Here is a 3022-nt window from a genome sequence, read left to right on the forward strand (position 1 = left end):
ACAACAGGGCAGTGGAAGCAGCAGTGGAAGCGGCTCACAACAAGGTAGCGGGAGCAGTAACAGTACTGGATCACATAATAAAAATTAATATTATATGATTATAAATAAAAAATTTTGATTGGAGGAATTATGCAGGGAATTATAGTTAAGGGAATAGCTGGTTTTTATTATGTAAAAACAGAAGAAAAAATAATTGAATGTAAATCTAGAGGAAAGTTCAGACATAATGAACTTTCCCCTATGGTAGGTGATAATGTAGAAATTCTATGTGATGGAGATACAGGAGTTATTGAGAAGATTTATCCAAGAAAATCTCAGATAATTAGACCAGTTGTTGCCAATGTAACTCAAGCACTTGTAGTTTGTTCCATTAAGAACCCAGAAATAAATATAGAACTTTTAAATAAGATGCTTATAAGTTGTCAATACAATAATTTGAAAATTATAGTTTGTATAAATAAATTGGATTTGGGAGCATCTGACGATGAACGTAATATTTTAGATATGATAAAAAGCATTGGATATGATATACTTTTTTTAAAGGCAAAAGAGGGAATAGGAATAGAAGAGATAAAGAAGAGATTGAAAGATGAAATTACTGTCTTATGTGGACCTTCTGGAGTTGGAAAATCTACTATATTAAATCACATTGCTGGTGAAAAACTTATGGAGACAGGTGTTATAAGTCAAAAACTTAAAAGGGGAAAACATACTACACGATATAGTCAGTTAATAGAAGTAGAAGGTGGGTTCATAGTAGACACTCCTGGATTTTCATCATTTAAAATGGATTTTATAGATAAAGAGGAATTAGTACAATGCTTTCCTGAATTTAATGATGCCCTAGGAAAGTGCAAGTTTACTAGCTGTCTTCATTATAAAGAACCAGGTTGTGCTGTTAAAAGTATGGTAAATGAAGGCAGGATAAATAGTTTAAGATATGATTTTTATATTAAAATGTTAGAAGAAATTTCAAATAATAAAAAAAACAAATGGTAGATATGAATTATTAATTACAAGGAGGAAATTATGGTAAAGATGGCACCTTCAATATTATCAGCAGATTTTTCAAAATTAGGAGAGGATATAAAAAGTTTAGATAAATATGGAGCTGATCTAATCCATATAGATGTAATGGATGGAATGTTCGTGCCGAATATATCTTTTGGTATTCCGATTATGAAATGTATAAGAAAAATAACAAAACTTCCTTTTGATGTACATCTTATGATAGAAGATCCTTCTAGATATATTAGAGATTTTGTTGAAGCTGGAGCAGACATTATAACAGTTCATTTTGAAGCAGACAGACATATAGATAGAACAATAAATTATATAAAGAGCTTTGGAATAAAAGCTGCAGTTGCTCTTAATCCTGCAACGCAGGTTGACAATATCAAATATTTGATACCAAATTTGGACATGGTACTTGTAATGTCAGTTAATCCAGGTTTTGGAGGCCAAAAATATATAAATTATAGTTATGAAAAAATAAAAGAGGTAAAAAAACTTGCAGATGAATATAACAGAGATATGATGATAGAAGTAGATGGTGGCATTGGAAAAAACAATATAAGGAAAGTTGTGGAAAGTGGTGCAAACGTTATTGTAGCTGGATCAGCCGTATTTAAAGATAAAGACATCAAAAACAATATATCATCTCTAAGAGGTGAAATTTAATTTGAAAATAACAATAATATCAGGAGGAACTGCGCCATCTCTAAAGCTTTTAAAAGAAGAAGTTGAATCCAGCAATATTTTAATATGTGCAGATTCAGGTGGTAATTGTCTTTATAAATACCACCTGATTCCTGATTATTTAATGGGAGATTTTGATTCTATAGATGAAAATGTGTTACAGTATTTTAAAAATTCAGGTGTAGTAATAGAAAAATATCCGGCCAAAAAAAATTTTACTGATACAGAATTGGTATTTAATAAGGCACTTGAATTAAAAGCAGATGAAATAGTGTTTTTAGGATGTACAGGAAGTAGAATAGATCATATGTTTGGAAATTTGGGAATGCTTAAAAAATGTTTGAAATATGGCATAAAGGCCTATATAAAAGATGATAATAATTCAATAGAATTGATAGATAGACCGATTATTATAAGGGGAAATAAAGGAGAATTTTTTTCGATTTATGCATATTGCGACCTGGTGGACAAGCTAAGCATATCAGGAGCAAAATATAAATTAGACAACTATAATTTAGAACTTGGAGATTCTCGTACTGTATCAAATGAATTTTTATCTGGATATGTTAAAATTTCCTTTAAAAAGGGTATGATATTATTATTTAGGAGCAAAGATTAAAATAATTGTAACATATGTATTATAAAATGCATATAATAGTATAAAGCAATTTCTAAGGAATAGTACAATGGGTAGAAAACATATAAGGCGGAGAACTAAAAAAAAAATAGGATTGATTACTTTATCTATAGGTGCTGGACTTCTCCTTACAGTTATTATTCCAATATGGGGATGGATAATAGCTGGGGGTGCGGCTTTTATCTATTGTGGATGGACTCTAATAGGTAAGCATAATAAACATTAAAAAGCATATGATATAAATAGATAGGGGGATGTCTTATGAAAATAGTAACTTTTAAACTTCCGGGAATTTTATCTGCTATTGTAAAGCTATTTAAAAAGAAAAAGAAATGAATAAGATTATACACAATAGAAATAAAATGCAATTGTAAAGGACAACTGCATTTTTATTTCTTATATGGCACGTTGAACTTTGCCTGAACGAAGGCATCTTGTACAAACATGTATTGTTTTTGGAGTTCCTTTAACAATTGCTTTTACTTTTCTTACGTTTGGGGCCCAGTTCCTTTTGGATTGACGATGTGAATGGCTGTACTGAACGCCGAATACAACACCTTTTCCACATATTTCACATTTCTTTGACATTACAAACACCTCCTAAACTCAAACATTAATCATTTTACCACAATAGTAATAAATTTTGCAAGTCTATAGTAAAATAAACTTCAATTCGTAATATAAAAA

The 3022-nt window shown here is 30.1% G+C and carries 5 protein-coding genes; 4 read left to right on the top strand and 1 reads right to left on the bottom strand.

Annotation, left to right across the window (positions count from 1 at the left end; genetic code table 11):
• Nucleotides 1-129: 129 nt before the first annotated feature.
• The 4 genes from rsgA (at nt 130) to KM800_RS05240 (ending at nt 2561) form a co-directional block, all read left to right on the top strand.
• Nucleotides 130-999 (top strand): ribosome small subunit-dependent GTPase A, encoded by an 870-nt coding sequence (gene rsgA, locus KM800_RS05225; RefSeq protein ID WP_217812121.1) that lies wholly within the window; start codon nt 130-132, stop codon nt 997-999.
• A gap of 30 nt (nt 1000-1029) precedes the next feature.
• Nucleotides 1030-1680 (top strand): ribulose-phosphate 3-epimerase, encoded by a 651-nt coding sequence (gene rpe / locus KM800_RS05230; protein WP_217812122.1) that lies wholly within the window; start codon nt 1030-1032, stop codon nt 1678-1680.
• A 1-nt stretch (nt 1681) separates the two neighbouring features.
• Nucleotides 1682-2317 carry a thiamine diphosphokinase gene (locus KM800_RS05235; protein ID WP_217812123.1) on the top strand — a complete coding sequence of 212 codons (636 nt, stop codon included), beginning with the start codon at nt 1682-1684 and terminating at the stop codon, nt 2315-2317.
• Between the two features lie 67 nt (nt 2318-2384).
• Nucleotides 2385-2561 (top strand): hypothetical protein, encoded by a 177-nt coding sequence (locus KM800_RS05240; protein WP_217812124.1) that lies wholly within the window; start codon nt 2385-2387, stop codon nt 2559-2561.
• Nucleotides 2562-2731: 170 nt separating this feature from the next.
• Here the strand turns inward: KM800_RS05240 and rpmB are convergent, their stop codons facing one another.
• On the bottom strand, nt 2732-2923 hold the full coding sequence (rpmB, locus tag KM800_RS05245; protein WP_017750658.1) for a 50S ribosomal protein L28: 192 nt from the start codon (nt 2921-2923) through the stop codon (nt 2732-2734).
• Between the last annotated feature and the right edge of the window lie 99 nt (nt 2924-3022).

Source organism: Clostridium tyrobutyricum (assembly GCF_019144085.1).
GTDB classification, from domain to species: Bacteria; Bacillota; Clostridia; order Clostridiales; family Clostridiaceae; genus Clostridium_B; species Clostridium_B tyrobutyricum_A.

Coding starts and splice junctions, on each gene's coding strand:
- rpmB (WP_017750658.1), bottom strand. CDS start 2,923: ATGTCAAAGAAATGTGAAATATGTGGAAAAGGTGTTGTATTCGGCGTT.
- rsgA (WP_217812121.1), top strand. CDS start 130: ATGCAGGGAATTATAGTTAAGGGAATAGCTGGTTTTTATTATGTAAAA.
- rpe (WP_217812122.1), top strand. CDS start 1,030: ATGGTAAAGATGGCACCTTCAATATTATCAGCAGATTTTTCAAAATTA.
- KM800_RS05240 (WP_217812124.1), top strand. CDS start 2,385: ATGGGTAGAAAACATATAAGGCGGAGAACTAAAAAAAAAATAGGATTG.